Genomic DNA, 16,834 nt, shown 5'->3' with positions numbered 1-16,834 from the left:
AGCTCTACGACGTGTCGAGCTGGAATTCGGGATGATGGTGAGATGGACATCACCCTGGTCCAGGGGGACATCACCGAGCAGGCGGTCGACGCGATCGTGAACGCGGCCAACTCCTCCCTGATGGGCGGCGGCGGCGTCGACGGGGCCGTCCACCGCAGGGGCGGCCCGGCGATCCTGCGTGAGTGCCGCGAGCTGCGCGCCTCCCGCTACGGCAGGGGCCTGCCCACCGGCCAGGCGGTCGCGACCACGGCCGGCGACCTGGCCGCGCGCTGGGTGATTCACACCGTCGGCCCGGTCCACTCGCGTACGGAGGACCGCTCGGAGCTGCTGGCGTCCTGCTACCGCGAGTCGCTGCGGGTGGCCGGCGAGCTCGGCGCGGCCTCGGTGGCGTTCCCGGCGATCTCGACCGGCATCTACGGCTGGCCGCTCGACGACGGCGCCCCCATCGCGGTCGCGGCCGTGCGGGGGAGTGACGCGCCGGTGAAGGACGTGCGGTTCGTCCTGTTCGACGCCGAAGCGTACGCCGCCTTCGAGCGGGAGCTCGGGCGGTAGTCCCGGCTCAGCCGACGGCCGACCACGGCAGCGTCACCTCGCCGAGCCGCCATCGCGCCCGGCCGCCCAGCGGCGGGTGGCGGGGGATCGGCCACGAGCCCGCCAGCACGCCGACTGCGGCCAGCCAGCGCTGCCGCAGCCCGTGCGCCCCGTACGGCGCGCTCACCGCCCAGGCGTGGTCGAAGTCCCGCAGGAACGCGTGGACGCGCTCGCCCGGCACGTTGCGGTGGATCAGCGTCTTCGGCAGCCGGTCGGCCAGGTCGGACGGCCGCTCGAAGGCGTCGAACCGGGCCGAGAACGTGAGCGTGCGCGGCCCGTCGCGGTCGAGCCCCACCCACACGGCCCGGTGGCCGGTCTCCGAGCAGGTGCCCTCCACCAGGACGCCGCCCGGCGCCAGCTTGCCGCGCAGCAGCTCCCAGTAGTGCCAGGCGTCGGCCTCGCCGTACTGCCGCAGCACGTTGAAGGCCCGCACGAGCGTCGGCGGGCGCTCGACCGGCAGCTCGAAGCCGCCGAGCCGGAAGCTCAGCCCCTCGCGCTCGTACGGCCTGGCCAGCGCGACCCGGGCCGGGTCGATCTCGACGCCGACGACCTCCACGTCCGGCGCGACCCGCCGCAGCCGGGTGAACAGCTCCAGCGTCGTCGTGTGCGACGCGCCGTAGCCGAGGTCCACCACGAGCGGGCGGGAGGCGCGGCGCAGCAGCGGGCCGTGCACGGCGGCGGTCCAGCGGTCGGCGCGGCGCAGCCGGTTGTGCCCGGTCGTGCCCCGGGTGATCGCGCCGACCGGCCTAGCCACTGACGCGGTGCACCTTGTGCTGGGCGGCCTGGGCGCGCGGCCGGATGACCAGCCGGTCCACGTTGACGTGCGCCGGCCGGGTGACGCACCAGGCGATGGCGTCGGCCACGTCGTCGGCGCTCAGCGGGTCGGGCACGCCCTCGTACACCTTGGCCGCCGCCGCCTCGTCGCCGCGGAACCTGGTCACCGCGAAGCCCTCGCTCTTCACCATGCCCGGCGCGATCTCGACCACCCGCACCGGCTGCCCGACCAGCTCCAGGCGGAGCGTCTCGGTCATCGACGTCTGCGCGTGCTTGGCCGCGCAATAGCCGCCGCCGCCCTCGTACGACACCAGTCCGGCCGTCGAGGTGAGCATGACCAGCACGCCGTCGCCGGAGTCGACGAGTTTGGGCAGCAGCGCCTGGGTCAGGCGGAGGGAGCCGAGCACGTTGGTGTCGTACATCCGCTGCCAGTCGTCCAGCCGGCCGCCGGCCACCGGCTCCAGCCCGAGCGCGCCTCCGGCGTTGTTGACGAGCACGTCGCAGCGGTCGAGGGAGGCCGCCAGCGCGTCCACCGACTCCTGGGAGGTGACGTCGAGCGTGACAGCCCTGATTCCCGGCGTCTCGGCGGCCAGTTTGTCGAGCCGGTCCCGCCTGCGTGCGCCGGCCACCACGTCGTACCCCTCGGCGGCCAGCCGGCGGGCGGTCGCCTCGCCGATCCCGCTGCTCGCGCCGGTCACCACAGCCGTTCTCTTCATGGCCAACATCCTGCCAGGCCCCCCGGTTGTGACCTTCTGCCGGGAATGTCGGGATGATCTGAGCAGTTGTAATCCGCTTGGAGGTGGTGTCGGGTGAGGCGACGACGGGTCAACCGGGTCGCGACCATCAGCATGCACACGTCCCCGCTGGACCAGCCCGGAACGGGCGACGCCGGGGGGATGAACGTGTACATCGTGGAGTCGGCCAGGAAACTGGCGCGCCTGGGCGTCGAGGTGGAGATCTTCACCCGCGCCACGGCGCGAGACCTGCCACCGGTCGCCGAGCTAGAACCCGGCATCCTGGTCCGCCACCTGACCGCCGGGCCGTACGAGGAGATGGACCGGGCCGACCTGCCCGGCCAGCTCTGCGCGTTCCTGTCGGAGGTGCTGCGCACCGAGGCCATGTACGAACCCGGCCGCTACGACGTCATCCACTCGCACTACTGGCTGTCCGGCCAGGTCGGCTGGCTTGCCAAGGAACGCTGGGGCGTGCCGCTCGTGCACACCATGCACACCATGGCCAAGGTCAAGAACCGCTTCCTGGCCGCCGACGACAAGCCCGAGCCGCCCGCCCGCGAGGTCGGCGAGGAACAGGTCGTGGGCATCGCCGACCGCCTCGTCGCCAACACCGCTGACGAGGCCGGCGAGCTCATGGAGCTGTACGGGGCGCCCCGCGAACGCGTCGCCGTGGTGAACCCCGGCGTCAACCTGACCGTCTTCCAGCCCGCCTCACAGGGCGCCGCCCGGCAGCGGCTCGGCCTGCCGCAGGACGCCCACGTGCTGCTGTTCGTGGGCCGCATCCAGCCGCTGAAGGCCCCCGACGTGCTGCTGCGCGCCGCCTCCCGGATGCTCATCGACGACCCCTCCCTGCGCGGCCGGCTCGTCGTCGCCTGCGTCGGCGGCCCCTCCGGCAACGGCCTGGCCCGCCCGTCCCTGCTCACCGACCTGGCCGCCGAGCTCGGCATCGCCGACGTCGTCCGCCTCGTGCCGCCCGCGCCGCAGCACGAGCTCGCCGACTGGTACCGCGCCGCCGACGTCACCGTGGTGCCCTCGCACAGCGAGTCGTTCGGCCTGGTCGCCCTCGAATCGCAGGCGTGCGGCACCCCCGTCGTCGCCGCCGCCGTCGGCGGGCTGCGCACCGCCGTCCGCGACGGCGTCTCCGGCCTCCTCGTCGACGGCCACGACCCGCACCAGTGGGCCGCCGCCCTGCGCCGCCTCGTCACCGAACCCCGATGGCGCGAGATGCTGTCGGCCGGCGCCCGCGAGCACGCCGCCGCCTTCGGCTGGCAGGCCACCGCCTCCCGCCTCACCGAGGTCTACGCCGCCGCCATCGCCAACCTGCACCGGGTGCCGGTGGCGGTCAACTCGTAGGCCGTCTCCTAGGGTGTACTGATGCGCGACGTTGTCGAAGCCGCGCTCAAGGCCGCGGACGTCACCTACGACGAGCCGCGGCCCGGAGCGTTCCTGGTCAAACTGCCCGGACAGCACAAGCTCGCCACCATGACCTGGCTCATCGTCGGTGACCGGGTCCTCCACGTGGAAGCGTTCTTCTGCCGCCAGCCCGACGAGAACCACGCCGAGTTCTACAAATGGCTGCTCGGCAAGAACGGCGCCATGTACGGCGTCCACTTCTCCGTCGACCCCGTCGGCGACGTCTACCTCGTCGGCCGCATCCCCCTCGCCGCCGTCACCGCCGACGAGATCGACCGCCTGCTCGGCTGCGTGCTCACCTACGCCGACGACTGGTTCGACCGCGCCCTGGAACTCGGCTTCGCCTCCTCCATCAGGCGCGAATGGGAATGGCGCGCCAAACGCGGCGAATCGCTGGCCAACCTGCAGGCGTTCGCCCGGTTCGCCGACCCGGAACGCGCGTAAGATCCTGGGGCGTGAGTGACACAGGAGGTATGGAGCCGCACGTTCCGCACGTCGCGCGCATGTACGACTACTTCCTCGGCGGCCACGACAACTACCGCGTCGACCGCGAGGCCGCCGCCCACGTCCTCGAGATCGTGCCCGGCATCCGCGAGGACGCCCGGGCCAACCGCGCCTTCCTCGGCCGCGCCGTACGGGCACTCGCCGACGACGGCATCGGCCAGTTCCTCGACATCGGCTCCGGCCTGCCCACCTGCCGCAGCGTCCATGAGGTCGTCCCCGGCCGCACCACCGTGTACGTCGACTCCGACGCCCAGGTCGTCAGCCACGCCCGCACCCTCCTCGACGGCGTCCCCGAAGCCCTCGCCGTCCGCGGCGACCTGCGCAAACCCACCGACATCCTGAACAACCCGGCCGTCGGCCAGCACCTCGACCTCGACCGGCCCGTCGCCGTCCTCCTGCTCGCCATCGCCCACTACGTCGCCGACGACCCCCAGCCGCTCATCGCCGAGCTCATGGCCCCCCTCGCCCCCGGCAGCCACCTCGTCCTCTCCCACGTCTCCGACGGCACCACCGACCCGCGCCCCCTCTTCGCCGGCCTCGACCTGCTGCCACCCGGCGTCGTCACCGTGCCCGAATGGCGCCCCGAAGACCTCGTCCGGCCGCCCACCCCCCACTTTCTCTGCGGGGTCGCCCGCAAACCATAGGATTGGCCGCATGGCGACATTGGTGCTGCTACGGCATGGCGAAAGCGACTGGAACGCGAAGGGCCTGTTCACCGGCTGGGTGGACGTCTCCCTGTCGGCGAAGGGCGAGGACGAGGCCCGCCGCGGCGGCAAACTCCTCACCGAAGCCGGCGTCTACCCCGACGTCGTCCACACGAGCCTGCTGACCAGGGCCATCCAGACGGCCCAGTACGCCCTCGGCGAGGCCGACCTGCTCTGGCTCCCCGTCAAGCGCTCCTGGCGGCTCAACGAACGCCACTACGGCGCCCTCCAGGGCAAGAACAAGGCCCAGACGCGCGAGGAGTTCGGCGACGAGCAGTTCATGCTGTGGCGCCGCTCCTACGACACGCCCCCGCCGCCCATCGCCGACGACGACGAGTACTCCCAGGCCGGCGACCGGCGCTACGCCCTGCTCCCGCCCGAGCTGATGCCACGCACCGAGTGCCTCAAGGACGTCGTGGACCGGATGCTGCCCTACTGGTACGACGCGATCGTGCCCGACCTGTCCGCCGGGCGGACCGTCCTCGTGGCCGCCCACGGCAACTCGCTCCGCGCCCTGGTCAAGCACCTCGACGGCATCGGGGACGAGGAGATCGCGGGGCTGAACATCCCCACGGGGATCCCGCTCCGGTACGAGCTCGACGCCGAGTTCCGGCCGGTGCGGCGTGGAGGCGAGTACCTGGACCCGGACGCGGCCAAGGCGGCCATCGAGGCCGTGGCCAACCAGGGACGCTGACGCGCGTTCGGTCCTCGTTGTCGGCTTTGGGCTGTGCTGTTTTGCGGGGCGCGTCCCGCGCCCAACGGCATGGTCCTCGTTGTCAGGCGCTTCGCGCCTCCGGCACTCGGGCTGTGTTCAGCGGGGGCAAGCCCCCCGGCGAGGGGCCTGCCTGGCCCCTCGCGCTCCCCGGCCGGTTGCGCAAGTTCGGCTTCCACAGGGTCAGGTGTTGCGGGGCAGCTCCTCATGGCTGGACCGCTGGGCGACGCGCACTGTGGGAGCCCCTCCTGGTTGGTCAGCCCGGCAGAGCTCCCAGGCCGGCCAGCAGCTCGTCGCGCTCCCCCTGTGACAGCGCCTGGTAGATGGGCTCGTCCAGCCGGTTCGTCTCGTCCTCGATCTCCCGCCGCTGCGGGCTGTCCGCGGGCAGTGCCCTCAACTGAGCGAGCGTGAGCCCGGCGGCGGACCAGGCGGCCCGGTGCGCGTCGCCCCGGTGGTGGCGCAGCGCCCCGAGGCGACTGGTCAGGCGGAGCGTCGGGGAGGCGTCGGCCGGCTCGTACACCGGAGCCACCGCCCGGAACGCCGGACCACCGGTGGCCTGACCCGCCTCCAGGAGGCGGCCGACCAGTTCGGCGAGCCGTGGCACCACGGTGAGGCCCGGCATCGTCTCGACCAGCTTCTGGTCCCAGTACACCTCAGCCCAATCGGCGTACGTGCGCTGCACCTCCAGCGCCAACTCCCGGCCGAGCGGAGTCAGCCGCCACGTTCCGTCACCGTCGACCTCCGCCACACCCTGCGCCAGCTCGTCGGTCATGTCCGAGCCGGAGTACGTGGTCACCGCCGCGAAGGCTTCGGCAGGCATCGGCCGGGCCAGCAGGCCGAAATAGAAGCTCCTTTCGAAGCCCGGCCGAATCTTGTACGCGTCGTAGACAGCCTGGACGCGCTCATGCCCTGTGCCCCGGAACCCCGCGTACACCCGGTCGACCACGGGCCGGATCAGTGCTGCGTAACTCATATGGCCTCGACTTACTCGCACAGTGGGAAGCCAAGAATAGATCAACCGTGAGCGCCGTCATCGTGAGTAGCCGGCACAGCCGGGTCAGGAGTCTTCCAGGTCTTCAACGTGGCGATGGCGCGGGTGCCGCCCAAGCCTTGATGCCTGGGCTGGCGTAGGCCCGCCGTCGGGTCGTGGATGGCGCCGGGCGCCATTTCACCACCTTCACCGAGGCCCATGACAGCTCTCCAGCGCGACCGATTTCAAGAGCAAACTCCGCGCCTGCGCACAAATAGCACCTTGATACTCGACCCAAGGGATGGGCAAGTGGAAATCGACAACGATTCAAATCCTGCCAGGCTATCCTTCGTACCCTTGACATGATCGCGCGATCGCGCCCGGTGATTTATGTGGGGGAGTTGTGGAGCTCTGGGAGCGCTCGTCGGTCAGGTTCATGCTCCACGCGAAGCTCGACGACCTGCACGGCGAGGCGTTCGAAGAGTTCTTCCACAGGGTCATGTGTGTTTCGGAGCCCGGCTTTCTCAATGTCCGGACCGCGGGACGAAGGGGTGACCAGGGAGCGGATGGACTGCTGCTCTCCGACCGCAAGCTTTATGCCTGCTACGCACCGCAGACGGTGACACCTGCGAAGATCGCCGACAAGTTCGAAAGCGATCTCTTCAAAGCGCTGGAGCAGCGCAAGAACGAGTTTCACACCTTCGTCTTCGTCCACAGCGACCGGCGGGGCATCCATCCCGAGGTGGCGTCCTTGCTGGCAGGGGCGCGCACGAACTATCCGGAGCTCACCTTCGAGAACTTCGGCAGAACCCACTTCTACACCCGGCTCTGCCGGATGGAGAGGTGGCAGGTGGAAGACTTCCTGGGCCCTTTCCCCGCTGCTCCGGTGGCCGTCAGCGTCGTACTCGACGAGCTCATCCCATTGCTGGACCATCTGGCGGCCTTTCGCCGTCCGTTCGAAGACCTGCCCGCGATTCCCAGGCCCCCTCTGACCAAGATGGACTACAACGGATTTTCCTGGGACGTCAGGCATCGTCTCTGTCTTGCGCTGCCGTACGTGAAACACGTGGAGGAGTACTACCGGGGACGCCTGGATCCGAACGAGCGCGACGAGGTGGCGGCGGGGTTCCGGGCGCACTACGAGATGATCGCCCGGGCGAGTGCTGACGCGGACGAAATTCTCTGGCAGCTCGAACGTCACATCCTCGGCAACGCCTCGCAACGGTCGCCCATGGAGCTCAACGCGCTCGTCGTCCTGATGTACTTCTTCGAGGAGTGTGAGATCTTCAAGGTGCCGCCCGCGGGGTGGGCTCCTGAGACAGGGGTGGAGGTGCTCGCGTGATCGTGCCGACCAAGGGCGTCGCTCCCCAGCGTGCGTTGCTGGCTGTCGGCGCGCAGATCGTGATCGCCACTGAGCGGCAGCCGGTGACCATCAATCAGGCATGGCGCCGCCTCCTGGCGTGGCGGGAGGCCAACGACCATCGCGCCCCACTGACGTTCTGGTGGTTCGCGCTGTCCCTTGATCTGCTTTTCGCGATGGGGCTCGTCGAGCTGGAGCGGGATGTCCTGATCTTCCGGGCGCGCAGCGATGCTCCGTAGCCTGGGATCGAACGACTCGAGATTCAAGGCCGTCGAATTCCGCTCCGGTCTCAACATTGTCGTGGCCGAGCGCACCGATGCCTCCACCGACACGGACAGCCGTAATGGCTCCGGCAAGTCGAGCATGATAGAGCTGCTGCATTTCGTCCTGGGCGCGCAGAACGCGAACAAGGCGCTGTGGACCAGTCCGAGCCTGCGTGATCACGTGTTCACGCTGGAGCTGGACTGGCCGGGCAGGTCGGAGCCGCTGGTGGTCACGCGCGCCGTCGGCAGGCCGAACAAGATAGTGGTCGACCCGGACGTCACCGGAGGGACGCCGAGGGGTCTTTTCGATCGGCCCGCAGAGATATCGCTCAAGGACTGGCAGTGGGTGATCGAGCGGGATCTCTACGGGGCCACATCCCAGAACGTCGACATCAGCGGTAGAACGCTCCTGTCCTTCGCCATCAGAAGAGTCGACGTCGGCGGCTTCCTGGAGCCCACGAAAACCTTCGGCCAGCAGTCGCCGCATGATTCCATGCTCAATTTGTGCCACCTGTTCGGGCTGGACGTGGGCCTGGCGGCGAGATACCGGCTGCTCTCCAATCAGGAAGCCACCAGAAAGAAGCTGGTCGAGGCGGCCAAGGATCCGGTGTGGGGAAAGATCGTCGGTCGTTCCGCAGAGCTCCGCGGTGAGATCGGAGCCGTCGAGCAGCGTCTCGCCGAGCTCGAAAGGCAGATCGCCGATTTTCAGGTGGTCCCGGAGTACGAGAACATCCGCCGGGAAGCCGATGAGGTCGATCAGCAGATCAGGGACCTCCGGGCAGAGGAGGCCATCGAACGCCGCAATCTTCAGGACATGGAGCGGGCGATGGCCGACGTCGTGGAGCCCGACGACCGCTACCTCGAGACCGCCTACCGCCAGCTCGGAGTCATCCTCGGCCAGGAGGTGCGACGCCGGTTCGACGATGTCCGCGTGTTTCACGAGACCGTGGTGAGAAATCGCGAGAAGCACCTGAGCGAGGAGGCCTCCCGCCTCCGCGAGCGTCTGTCGGAGCGCAACCTGGCCCGGCAGCGCCTCGGTGAGAGGCAGGCGGCCCTGTTGCGCACTCTCAACTCGGGCGGGGCGCTCGACGCGCTCACCTCGCTTCAGTACGCCCTCGCACGCGAGCAGGCACATCTCGAATCGCTCAGGCACAGGTTCCAGGCGGCGCAGGCCCTGGAGGCCAGCCGGCGCGAGATCGACGCCAAGCGACTGGAGCTGGAACAGGAGATGGTCACCGACCTCGAAGACAGGGACGCGGCGACCCGGGAGGCCAATGCGCTGTTCAACCAGTATGCGAGGCGTCTGTACGGCGACGGCAAGAATCCGTACCTGACGTTCAGCCCCACGAAGCAGCGCATGCGTATCGAGCCCCGTATCGAGGATGACGGCAGCCGTGGCATCCACAACATGGTCATCTTCTGCTTCGACCTGACCGCTTCGGTGATAGCTCACAGGGCCGGGCGTGGTCCTGACTTCCTGGTTCACGACAGTCATCTGTACGACGGCGTGGATGAGAGGCAGATCGTCCGGGCGTTGCAGCTCGCCGCGGAGGTGACCGCGGCCGAAGGAATGCAGTACGTCGTCACGATCAACTCCGACGATCTGCGGAAGGCCGGCTCGGCGGGCCTTGACGCGGCCCCGTACGTCATCGAGCCCCACCTGACCGACCAGGTCACAGGTGGCCTTTTCGGCTTCCGCTTCTGAACGTGGCGCCGTTCAGGATGGGCCGAGCCGTACGGTGAACGGCCGGGGAGCGCGAGGGGCCGGTAGGCCCCTCGCAGGAAAAGGACCGCCGGCGGTGCGGGCACCGCCGTAGGGCGGTCAGCGCCGGTCGAGCAGCGCGTTGATCATCCCCTGCAACTGCTCCCGTCCCGAAACCCCCAGCGCCCCGCCGAGCGCCTCGGCGAGCCGGTCGTACGGGTCCTGCATGGGCACCGCCCCCAGCTCCTCGGCCAGCTCGGCGACGGTCCACGGCCCGTCCCTGTGCACCGCCGGCCCGGCCGTCCACCCCTGGTTCACGGTGACCGTGCCGCCTCTGACGGACAGCACCTGCCCGGTCCGGGGGCACGCGGCGGAGGCCAGGTAGGCGGCGATGGGGGCGACGGCGGCGGGGTGCAGCGGGTCGAAGCCCTCGGCGGGCGGCTCGCCGCCCATCCCGGGCACCTCCAGGGTGAGCCTGGTACGGGCCATGGACGGCGAGACGCAGTTGACCCGCACGCCGTACCTGCCGAGTTCGAGGGCGGCGACGGTGGTGAGGGCGGCCACGCCGGCGTTCGCGGAGGCGTAGGAGGCCTGGGTGGGCAGCGGGTTGAGCAGCCCGGAGCCGGACGAGGTGTTGATCACGGCGCGGTCGGCGCGGTCGCCGGCCTCGTACCGTTCGCGCCAGTGGCGGGCCGCCCAGCGGGTGACGGCGAACGTGCCCTTGAGCTTCACCGCCACGACGTCGTCGAACTCGGCCTCGCCCAGGTCGGCCAGGCCGAGGTTGCGTTCGACGGCGGCGTTGTTGACGACGACGTGCAGGTCGCCGAAGGTGTCGACGGCGGTGGCGACCATGCGGCGGGCGCCTTCCCAGTCGGCGACGCTGTCGGTGCTGGCGACGGCCTGGCCGCCGCGAGCGACGATCTCCTCGACCACCTTGGCGGCGACGCCGGTGTCGCCGCCGCTGCCGTCGATCTCGACGCCGGGGTCGTTGACGACGACCTTGGCGCCTTCCGCGGCGAAGAACAGCGCCTCCTCGCGGCCGATGCCGCGGCCCGCTCCGGTGATGAGGGCGACGCGCCCGTCAAGACTGCCCATGGGGTCCTGCCTCTCTCCAAGTGACTACATCAGATGTATTACTACATCAAATGTACTAAACTTGCGGGCATGACGGGATTGCGGGAACTCAAGAAGCAGCGCACACGGCAGGCGCTGGTCGAGGCGGCCGTCCGGCTCTTCGAGGAGCGGGGCTTCGAGCAGGTCACCGTCGCGGAGATCGCCGAGGCGGCCGAGGTGTCGACGCGGACGTTCTTCCTGCACTTCCAGGCCAAGGAGGACGTGCTGTTCGCCAACGCGGACGTGCGGGTGGACCTGGGGCTGCGCGTGGTCGCCGAGCGCGGGGAAGGCGAAAGGCCCGCCGACGTGGTCGCGCGGGCCATGGAGGAGATGATCGGCAACGCCTGGGACGCCGACCTGACGAGCGGGCTGGCGCAGCTACGGGTCCGGCTGGCGGCCACCGCCCCGGCGTTGCAGGCCCGGCTGCTGCACCGCTACGTCACCGCGCAGCACGAGCTGACCCAGGCCCTGCGGCAGGCGTACCCGGACGAACTCGACCCGATCGGGGCGGCCGCGCTCGTGGGCGCGGCGGTGGGGGCGGTGAGCGCGGCGACGCTCGCCGCGCTGGAGCGCGGCGACGCGCCCGCCGAGGTGCGGGCGGCGATGCGCCGCGCCACGGAGCTGATCGCCGGGGCTCAGCCGGGACGGGAGCCCGTCACCAGGTAGACGACGTCACGGGCGACGCGGACCGCGTGGTCGGCGTAGCGCTCGTAGTAGCGGCCGATGAGCGTGATGTCGATGGCGGGCTCGACGCCGTGGGCCCAGTCCTTGCCCAGGATGTTCTTGAACAGCCGCCGGTGCAGCCGGTCCATCGCGTCGTCGTCCTGCTCCAGCTCCAGGGCCGACTCGACGTCGCGGGAGGCGACGCAGCTGCCGGCCTTGGTGACCAGGTTCTCGGCGATCTGGCCCATCTCCACGATCGTGGAGCGGATCTCCGCGGGGATGGCCGAGTCGGGGTGGCGCAGCCGGGCCACCTTGGCGACGTGCACCGCGAGGTCGCCCATCCGCTCCAGGTCGGTGCCCATGCGCAGCGCCGTGACGACCATCCGCAGGTCGACCGCGACCGGCTGCTGCCTGGCCATCAGGTCGAAGATGGACGCCTCGATGTCCGCGAAGATCGCGTTCACCTCCTCGTCGCGGGAGATCACGCTCTCCGCGAGCTGGAGGTCGGAGTCGAGCAGGGCGGTCGTGGCCCGGGAAATGGCCGAGCGGACAAGCCTGGTCATCTCGACCAGCTTGTCGGTCAGGGAATCAAGTTCTTCATGGTACGCGTCGCGCATGTCGTCACCGTATGTGGGCGTCGATGAACGAACTCCTACGCCGAGATGAACTTTCCGGGAAAGCCGGGTTCATCCGCAGGTGAGAGGGGTGTGCTCGGCGTGGCGCCGCCTACCATCGAAGACATGAGTGAGATGGCCATGAGCTTCGCGGCCCTGGCCGGCTTCGTCGTGGGGGCTCTCGCGGTGCTGTTCTACCGCAATCAGATCGAGGCGCCCAGCCGGGCCGGTGCGGCCACCGACAACGACCCCGGTGCGCTGCCGCAGGGCGTCGCCTCCGTGCTGGCCGTGCTGCCCTCGTCCGCCGTGGTGCTCGACGGCCAGGACCGGGTGCTGCGCGCCAGCTCGGCCGCTCGCGCGTTCGGGCTGGTCAAGGGCGACCGGCTGATGGCGGCCGAGCTGCTCGCGCTGGCGCGCCAGGTGCGCCGCGACGGCGAGATCCGGGAGACCGAGATCGACGTCGCCGGGCACAAGTTCGGGCAGGAGACCACCAGCTTCGCGGTGCGCGTCGCCCCGCTCGGCTCCTACGGGCAGGTGCTCGTCCTCGCCGAGGACCAGACCGAGTCCCGCCGGGTCGAGGCCGTGCGGCGCGACTTCGTGGCCAACGTCAGCCACGAGCTGAAGACCCCCGTGGGCGCGCTGAGCCTGCTCGCCGAGACGATCCAGGACGCCGCCGACGACCCCCAGGCCGTCACCCGCTTCGCCGGCCGCATGCAGCACGAGGCCGCCAGGCTCACCTACCTGGTCCAGGACCTCATCACGCTGAGCAGGATCCAGGGCGCCGAGGCCATCCCCACGCCCGGCCAGGTCTCCATCGACGAGGCCGTCCAGGACGCCATCGACTACTGCAACACCAGGGCCGGGGCCAAGGACATCACGCTCGTCTCCGGCGGCACCGAGGGGCTGCGCATCTGGGGCGACGACGAGCTGCTGGTCACCGCGTTGCGCAATCTCATCGACAACGCGATCGTCTACAGCCCCGAGCACACCCGCGTGGTCATCAGCGCGCGGCCCGCCGGCGACAGCGTCGAGATCAGCGTCAGCGACCAGGGGATCGGCATCTCCGAGGAGTTGCAGGAACGCATCTTCGAGCGCTTCTTCCGCGTCGACGCCGCCCGCTCCCGGGCGACCGGCGGCACCGGCCTGGGCCTGGCCATCGTCAAACACATAGCCGCCGCGCACGCCGGCGAGGTCTCCGTCTGGAGCAAGGAAGGCTCCGGCTCGACCTTCACGCTGCGCCTGCCCGCCTTCGGCGGGACGGCGCTGCCCGCACCACCCTCGATTCCCCTGGAGACGGTCAGATGACCAGAGTTTTGGTCGTGGAGGACGAGGAGTCCTTCTCCGACGCCCTGTCCTACATGCTGCGCAAGGAGGGGTTCGAGGTCTCTGTCGCGGCGACCGGGCCCGAGGCGCTCGACACCTTCGACCGCAGCGGCGCCGACCTGGTGCTGCTCGACCTCATGCTGCCCGGCCTGCCCGGCACCGAGGTGTGCCGCTCGCTGCGGCAGCGCTCGAAGGTCCCGGTCATCATGCTGACGGCCAAGGACAGCGAGATCGACAAGGTCGTGGGCCTGGAGCTGGGCGCCGACGACTACGTGACGAAGCCGTTCTCCTCGCGTGAGCTCGTCGCCCGCATCCGGGCGGTGCTGCGCCGTCAGGGCGACGTCGTGGAGGAGCTGGAGACCGCGGTGCTGGCCGTCGGCCCGGTCCGGATGGACGTCGACCGCCACGTCGTGGCCGTGCGCGGCGAGCAGGTGCAGCTTCCGCTCAAGGAGTTCGAGCTGCTGGAGGTGCTGCTGCGCAACGCCGGCCGGGTGCTCACCCGCGGCCAGCTCATCGACCGCGTCTGGGGCGCCGACTACGTGGGCGACACCAAGACCCTCGACGTGCACGTCAAGCGCCTGCGCGCGAAGATCGAGGCCGATCCGTCCAACCCGCGCTGCATCCTGACCGTGCGCGGCCTCGGCTACAAGTTCGACGCGGTCGAGGAATAGCCGCATACAACACGAAAACCTCTGTTTCCGGTACGGGAGTCCGTACGGGAAACAGAGGTTTTGCCGTGTCTTGAGGCGTCTTAGTGCGCCTCTTCCGCGGGCGCCGACGGGGTGGGAGTGGGCGTCGGCGGGGGGACGGCGCCGGGGACGGCCGGGTACTGGGCGAACTCGCGGCTGCGCGTGACCACAGGGACGTTCATGGAGACGACGCCGGCGTTGGCGAACTGGAGGTCCAGGCGGATGCTCTCGCCGCCCCTGAGGGCCCTGGAGAGGCCTTCCAGCATGATCTGGGGGCTCGGCTTGCCCGTGTCGACGAGCTGGTTGCTCGGGAGCTGCACGGGGGCGGCGAGCTTGGCCGTGGCGGCGTTGCCCGCGCTGACGGCCTGGAGGCTGTCGGGAGTGCCCGAGGAGTTGAGGATGTGCAGGTAGACCGGGGCGGAACCACGCCAGGGAATCTGGCCGCCGGAGTCGGGGCCGAGAATGAACGCCTGAGGGATGTGGACGGTCTGCTTTCCGTAGCTGCCCTGCTCGATGAGGGCCGCTCCCTCGACGGGCGCGTAGGGCTTGTTGGTGTTGGCGTCGAATCCAACCGAACAGCCGGCGAGTACGGGGGCAGCCAGGAACGCGGCGGCGGCGACAATCCAGCGACGGCTGGTCACGGGCGGGTTCTCCTTGGGTCTCGCGCGTGCGGGATGGGCAGCGCCTACCATATCGATCCGATTCCATGGTCATATCCGCACCCCCGCAGGTCATTAGCCATGTCCGGATATGCGATTCATACGCTTGACCGCTTGTCAACCCCCAATATGCGGCTTTGACCTGCAGTTATGATGATTTCACTGTTCCGGGAGCCTGTGGATGCGTGGTACCCTGGAGTACAGCGGAAGGGGTACTTGTCACATGACTTTCCAGGTCGGCGACACTGTCGTCTACCCCCACCATGGGGCTGCTCGGATCGAAGCAATCACGAAGCGATCCATCAAGGGTGAGGAAAAGACCTACCTGGTGCTCAAGGTCGACAAGGGCGACCTTACCGTCCAGGTGCCAGCCGAAAACGCAGAACTCGTCGGTGTGCGCGATGTTGTCGGTCAGGAAGGCCTTGAGCGGGTTTTCGACGTCCTGCGGATGCCGCACACGGAAGAGCCGACCAACTGGTCTCGCCGTTACAAGGCCAATCTTGAGAAGCTCGCTTCCGGCGATGTGAACAAGGTCGCCGAAGTCGTTCGCGACCTGTGGCGGAGGGACCGCGAGCGCGGCCTGTCCGCGGGGGAGAAGCGCATGCTCGCGAAGGCTCGCCAGATCCTGGTCAGTGAGCTCGCGCTCGCGGAGAAGACCAACGAGGACAAGGCGGAAGCCCTGCTCGACGAGGTTCTCAACTCCTGAACACGAACATTCCACGGGTGGGCGTCGGTGTCGACGTCCACCCGTTCGCATCCGGCCGGGAGCTCCATCTCGCCGGCCTCCACTGGCCGGGCGAGACGGGGCTGTCCGGCCATTCCGACGGCGACGCCGCCGCCCACGCGGCCTGCGACGCCCTGCTGTCGGCGGCCGGGCTCGGCGACCTCGGCGGGCTGTTCGGCACCGCCGACCCGCGCTGGGCCGGCGCGTCCGGCGCCGCCCTCCTGGAGGAGACCGCGCGCCAGGTGCGCGCCGCCGGGTTCGAGATCGGCAACGTGGCCGTCCAGGTGATCGGTAACCGCCCCAAACTCGCCCCCCGGCGCCAGGAGGCCGAGAAGGCCCTCAGCGCCGCTCTGGGGGCCCCTGTGAGCCTCAGCGCGACCACTACGGACGGGCTCGGCCTCACCGGGCGCGGCGAAGGCGTCGCGGCCGTCGCGACGGCGCTCGTCGTCGACCGTTCCTGAGACAACCGTTCCTGAGACTCGCGCGTCCTCTCTGCCGGGGTGTCCATGGGCGACGGCGGCCCGTCACTGGCGCGGTACGGGCCGCCGTCTTTCAGGGGTAACTTCACTTTTGCCGGGTAGGCCCCCTTGAGACATGTGAACGTCTCGGGGGGAGTCACACATGATCGGCGCGATTGTTTCCGCTGTAGTCATCGGGGCCATCGTCGGAGCACTGGCCCGGCTGCTGGTGCCCGGCAGGCAGAACATGTCCATCGGTCTGACGCTGATCGTCGGCATCGTGGCGGCCCTGCTCGGCACCCTGATCGCCCAGATGTTCGGCTGGGCCGACACCAAGGGCATCGACTGGATCGAACACCTGCTCCAGCTCGCCCTGGCGGTGATAGGCGTGGCCATCGTGGCCCGCATGACGACCAGCGGCAGGCGCGGCGGCCCCGGAACAGGCCGCACAACCGCCTGACCTGCCGATTCTTTACCATCGCGCATATTCGTCGCGTCACGGGTAGCCACCACCCCGTGAGGATGAACGGCTCACCCTCACGGGGAGGTTTGTGACATGACAATCCAATCCATCCTTGGCGCCATCGTGATCGGCGCCGTGATCGGCGCGATCGGTCGTCTCCTGCTTCCCGGCAGGCAGGCCATCGGGTGGATCCTCACCATCGTCGTCGGCATCGTCGCAGCCCTCGTCGGCACGCTGATCGCTCAGGTGCTCGGCGTCGAGACGACCTCCGGCATCGACTGGATCGAGCTCGTGATGCAGGTCGTGCTCGCCATCGTGGGTGTCGGCCTGGTCGCCGGGCTACGCCGCGGCAGCGGCAGCGGACGAAGCATCTGACGCCGCCACGGTTTCTCGCGGGCCCG

Annotated in this window: 21 protein-coding genes; 15 read left to right on the top strand and 6 right to left on the bottom strand. The window is 69.6% G+C overall.

Translation table 11 applies throughout. From position 1 onward, the window contains the following. Positions 1-42 precede the first annotated feature (42 nt). On the top strand, positions 43-552 hold the full coding sequence (locus ACBI99_RS43705; RefSeq protein WP_375075169.1) for an O-acetyl-ADP-ribose deacetylase: 510 nt from the start codon (positions 43-45) through the stop codon (positions 550-552). Positions 553-559: 7 nt separating this feature from the next. Here ACBI99_RS43705 and ACBI99_RS43700 read toward each other — a convergent pair whose 3' ends face one another. Together ACBI99_RS43700 and ACBI99_RS43695 are read right to left on the bottom strand one after the other, a co-directional pair. Continuing rightward, the gene (locus tag ACBI99_RS43700) at positions 560-1,345 is read right to left on the bottom strand and encodes a class I SAM-dependent methyltransferase (RefSeq protein ID WP_375075168.1); all 786 of its coding nucleotides are present in this window, start codon (positions 1,343-1,345) and stop codon (positions 560-562) included. Then, on the bottom strand, positions 1,338-2,081 hold the full coding sequence (locus tag ACBI99_RS43695) for an SDR family NAD(P)-dependent oxidoreductase (RefSeq protein WP_357584335.1): 744 nt from the start codon (positions 2,079-2,081) through the stop codon (positions 1,338-1,340). The genes ACBI99_RS43700 and ACBI99_RS43695 overlap by 8 nt, the downstream gene beginning before the upstream one ends. A gap of 93 nt (positions 2,082-2,174) precedes the next feature. Between ACBI99_RS43695 and mshA the strand changes: the two genes are divergently transcribed. From mshA to ACBI99_RS43675, 4 genes are read left to right on the top strand one after another with little or no spacing between them, the layout of a single operon-like run. Beyond that, complete coding sequence (gene mshA / locus ACBI99_RS43690; protein WP_308126190.1) at positions 2,175-3,452, top strand: D-inositol-3-phosphate glycosyltransferase; 1,278 nt, start codon at positions 2,175-2,177, stop codon at positions 3,450-3,452. A 21-nt stretch (positions 3,453-3,473) separates the two neighbouring features. After that, entirely contained in the window at positions 3,474-3,956 is a 483-nt protein-coding gene (locus ACBI99_RS43685; protein WP_219517856.1) for a YbjN domain-containing protein, read from the top strand. 11 nt (positions 3,957-3,967) lie between these two features. Next, a complete protein-coding gene (locus ACBI99_RS43680; RefSeq protein ID WP_375075167.1) occupies positions 3,968-4,660 on the top strand; it encodes an SAM-dependent methyltransferase in 693 nt (230 codons plus the stop codon). A gap of 10 nt (positions 4,661-4,670) precedes the next feature. Then, positions 4,671-5,414, top strand: coding sequence for a phosphoglyceromutase (locus ACBI99_RS43675; protein ID WP_219517858.1), 744 nt, complete (start codon positions 4,671-4,673; stop codon positions 5,412-5,414). Positions 5,415-5,688: 274 nt separating this feature from the next. Here the strand turns inward: ACBI99_RS43675 and ACBI99_RS43670 are convergent, their stop codons facing one another. Then, complete coding sequence (locus tag ACBI99_RS43670; RefSeq protein ID WP_219517859.1) at positions 5,689-6,405, bottom strand: hypothetical protein; 717 nt, start codon at positions 6,403-6,405, stop codon at positions 5,689-5,691. Positions 6,406-6,805: 400 nt separating this feature from the next. Here ACBI99_RS43670 and ACBI99_RS43665 point away from each other — a divergent pair, with 400 nt between their 5' ends. From ACBI99_RS43665 to ACBI99_RS43655, 3 genes are all read left to right on the top strand, one after another. Then, positions 6,806-7,744, top strand: coding sequence for an ABC-three component system protein (locus ACBI99_RS43665; protein WP_375075166.1), 939 nt, complete (start codon positions 6,806-6,808; stop codon positions 7,742-7,744). Beyond that, positions 7,741-8,001: an ABC-three component system middle component 6 gene (locus tag ACBI99_RS43660; protein ID WP_219515861.1), complete on the top strand. Its 261-nt coding sequence runs from the start codon at positions 7,741-7,743 to the stop codon at positions 7,999-8,001. Before ACBI99_RS43665 ends, ACBI99_RS43660 begins: the two co-directional genes overlap by 4 nt. A 61-nt stretch (positions 8,002-8,062) precedes the next feature. Continuing rightward, positions 8,063-9,730, top strand: a complete 1,668-nt coding sequence (locus ACBI99_RS43655; protein ID WP_375075165.1) for an ABC-three component system protein — start codon at positions 8,063-8,065, stop codon at positions 9,728-9,730. A 117-nt stretch (positions 9,731-9,847) separates the two neighbouring features. Here ACBI99_RS43655 and ACBI99_RS43650 read toward each other — a convergent pair whose 3' ends face one another. Continuing rightward, entirely contained in the window at positions 9,848-10,822 is a 975-nt protein-coding gene (locus ACBI99_RS43650; protein ID WP_375075164.1) for an SDR family NAD(P)-dependent oxidoreductase, read from the bottom strand. A 69-nt stretch (positions 10,823-10,891) separates the two neighbouring features. Between ACBI99_RS43650 and ACBI99_RS43645 the strand changes: the two genes are divergently transcribed. Beyond that, positions 10,892-11,506, top strand: coding sequence for a TetR family transcriptional regulator (locus tag ACBI99_RS43645; RefSeq protein ID WP_219515781.1), 615 nt, complete (start codon positions 10,892-10,894; stop codon positions 11,504-11,506). Here ACBI99_RS43645 and phoU read toward each other — a convergent pair. Next, on the bottom strand, positions 11,476-12,120 hold the full coding sequence (gene phoU, locus ACBI99_RS43640; protein ID WP_219515778.1) for a phosphate signaling complex protein PhoU: 645 nt from the start codon (positions 12,118-12,120) through the stop codon (positions 11,476-11,478). The two genes, ACBI99_RS43645 and phoU, sit on opposite strands and share 31 nt — an antisense overlap. A 132-nt stretch (positions 12,121-12,252) precedes the next feature. Between phoU and ACBI99_RS43635 the strand changes: the two genes are divergently transcribed. Both ACBI99_RS43635 and ACBI99_RS43630 read left to right on the top strand, forming a co-directional pair. Continuing rightward, positions 12,253-13,422, top strand: a complete 1,170-nt coding sequence (locus ACBI99_RS43635) for an ATP-binding protein (RefSeq protein WP_219515870.1) — start codon at positions 12,253-12,255, stop codon at positions 13,420-13,422. Next, entirely contained in the window at positions 13,419-14,111 is a 693-nt protein-coding gene (locus ACBI99_RS43630; protein ID WP_357592766.1) for a response regulator transcription factor, read from the top strand. Before ACBI99_RS43635 ends, ACBI99_RS43630 begins: the two co-directional genes overlap by 4 nt. A gap of 80 nt (positions 14,112-14,191) precedes the next feature. On the opposite strand, the gene ACBI99_RS43625 is transcribed toward ACBI99_RS43630, so the two are convergent. Beyond that, a complete protein-coding gene (locus ACBI99_RS43625) occupies positions 14,192-14,770 on the bottom strand; it encodes a copper chaperone PCu(A)C (RefSeq protein WP_308126136.1) in 579 nt (192 codons plus the stop codon). A 241-nt stretch (positions 14,771-15,011) separates the two neighbouring features. Between ACBI99_RS43625 and ACBI99_RS43620 the strand changes: the two genes are divergently transcribed. The 4 genes from ACBI99_RS43620 to ACBI99_RS43605 all read left to right on the top strand — a co-directional run bounded on the left by ACBI99_RS43620 (position 15,012) and on the right by ACBI99_RS43605 (position 16,808). Further along, complete coding sequence (locus ACBI99_RS43620; protein ID WP_043624891.1) at positions 15,012-15,494, top strand: CarD family transcriptional regulator; 483 nt, start codon at positions 15,012-15,014, stop codon at positions 15,492-15,494. 17 nt (positions 15,495-15,511) lie between these two features. Beyond that, positions 15,512-15,973 carry a 2-C-methyl-D-erythritol 2,4-cyclodiphosphate synthase gene (ispF, locus tag ACBI99_RS43615; protein ID WP_219515735.1) on the top strand — a complete coding sequence of 154 codons (462 nt, stop codon included), beginning with the start codon at positions 15,512-15,514 and terminating at the stop codon, positions 15,971-15,973. Between the two features lie 160 nt (positions 15,974-16,133). Beyond that, the gene (locus ACBI99_RS43610) at positions 16,134-16,430 is read left to right on the top strand and encodes a GlsB/YeaQ/YmgE family stress response membrane protein (RefSeq protein WP_375075163.1); all 297 of its coding nucleotides are present in this window, start codon (positions 16,134-16,136) and stop codon (positions 16,428-16,430) included. A 96-nt stretch (positions 16,431-16,526) separates the two neighbouring features. After that, positions 16,527-16,808, top strand: a complete 282-nt coding sequence (locus ACBI99_RS43605; protein ID WP_219515705.1) for a GlsB/YeaQ/YmgE family stress response membrane protein — start codon at positions 16,527-16,529, stop codon at positions 16,806-16,808. Positions 16,809-16,834: the final 26 nt, after the last annotated feature.

Source organism: Nonomuraea sp. ATR24 (assembly GCF_041950485.1).
Classification (GTDB): Bacteria; Actinomycetota; Actinomycetes; order Streptosporangiales; family Streptosporangiaceae; genus Nonomuraea; species Nonomuraea ceibae.
This window is presented reverse-complemented; position numbering and strand designations above follow the sequence as displayed.

Coding starts and splice junctions, on each gene's coding strand:
- ACBI99_RS43605 (WP_219515705.1), top strand. CDS start 16,527: ATGACAATCCAATCCATCCTTGGCGCCATCGTGATCGGCGCCGTGATC.
- phoU (WP_219515778.1), bottom strand. CDS start 12,120: ATGCGCGACGCGTACCATGAAGAACTTGATTCCCTGACCGACAAGCTG.
- ACBI99_RS43645 (WP_219515781.1), top strand. CDS start 10,892: ATGACGGGATTGCGGGAACTCAAGAAGCAGCGCACACGGCAGGCGCTG.
- ACBI99_RS43610 (WP_375075163.1), top strand. CDS start 16,134: ATGATCGGCGCGATTGTTTCCGCTGTAGTCATCGGGGCCATCGTCGGA.
- ACBI99_RS43695 (WP_357584335.1), bottom strand. CDS start 2,081: ATGAAGAGAACGGCTGTGGTGACCGGCGCGAGCAGCGGGATCGGCGAG.
- ACBI99_RS43675 (WP_219517858.1), top strand. CDS start 4,671: ATGGCGACATTGGTGCTGCTACGGCATGGCGAAAGCGACTGGAACGCG.
- ACBI99_RS43650 (WP_375075164.1), bottom strand. CDS start 10,822: ATGGGCAGTCTTGACGGGCGCGTCGCCCTCATCACCGGAGCGGGCCGC.
- ACBI99_RS43670 (WP_219517859.1), bottom strand. CDS start 6,405: ATGAGTTACGCAGCACTGATCCGGCCCGTGGTCGACCGGGTGTACGCG.
- ACBI99_RS43635 (WP_219515870.1), top strand. CDS start 12,253: ATGGCCATGAGCTTCGCGGCCCTGGCCGGCTTCGTCGTGGGGGCTCTC.
- ACBI99_RS43705 (WP_375075169.1), top strand. CDS start 43: ATGGACATCACCCTGGTCCAGGGGGACATCACCGAGCAGGCGGTCGAC.
- ACBI99_RS43630 (WP_357592766.1), top strand. CDS start 13,419: ATGACCAGAGTTTTGGTCGTGGAGGACGAGGAGTCCTTCTCCGACGCC.
- ACBI99_RS43685 (WP_219517856.1), top strand. CDS start 3,474: ATGCGCGACGTTGTCGAAGCCGCGCTCAAGGCCGCGGACGTCACCTAC.
- ACBI99_RS43620 (WP_043624891.1), top strand. CDS start 15,012: ATGACTTTCCAGGTCGGCGACACTGTCGTCTACCCCCACCATGGGGCT.